At 65.2% G+C, this 623-nt stretch carries 1 protein-coding gene; it reads right to left on the bottom strand.

The features are described from left to right. On the bottom strand, nucleotides 1-623 hold a 623-nt coding region (locus tag FAS41_RS30770), incomplete at both ends, for an electron transfer flavoprotein subunit alpha/FixB family protein (protein WP_138527039.1).

Raw genomic sequence — 623 nt, forward strand, 5'->3', positions numbered from 1 at the left:
ACGGCAGCGCGGGAAGCGCCGACGGCAGCGCCCAGCTTGTCAGCCAGGGAGTAGAGGATCTTGAAGTTGTCGCCATTGCCCATGCCGCGGCCGCCGGAAACGACGATCTTGGCAGCGGTCAGTTCCGGACGGTCGGACTTGGCCAGTTCTTCACCGACGAAGGCGGACTTGCCGGCATCGGCCGGGCCGGAAACAGCTTCAACAGCGGCGGAACCACCTTCGGCAGCGACGGCGTCAAAGCCGGTGCCACGCACGGTGATGACCTTGACGGCAGCCGAGGACTGCACGGTAGCGATGGCGTTACCGGCATAGATCGGGCGCTTGAAGGTGTCGGCGCTGACGACTTCGATGATCTCGGAGATCTGGTCGACGTCCAGCAGGGCGGCTACGCGCGGCAGGAAGTTCTTGCCATTGGTGGTGGCGGCGGCCAGCACGTGGCTGTAGCCCTTGCCCAGCTCAGCGATCAGCGGAGCAACGTTCTCCGGCAGCTGGTGAGCGTAAGCGGCATTGTCGGCGACCAGCACCTTGGAAACACCAGCGATCTTGGCAGCGGCTTCGGCCACGCCACCGACGTTCTGGCCAGCGACCAGGACAGCGATGTCACCACCGATCTTCTGCGCGGC

The sequence above is a fragment of the Pseudomonas nicosulfuronedens genome, assembly GCF_005877905.1.
GTDB classification, from domain to species: Bacteria; Pseudomonadota; Gammaproteobacteria; order Pseudomonadales; family Pseudomonadaceae; genus Pseudomonas; species Pseudomonas nicosulfuronedens.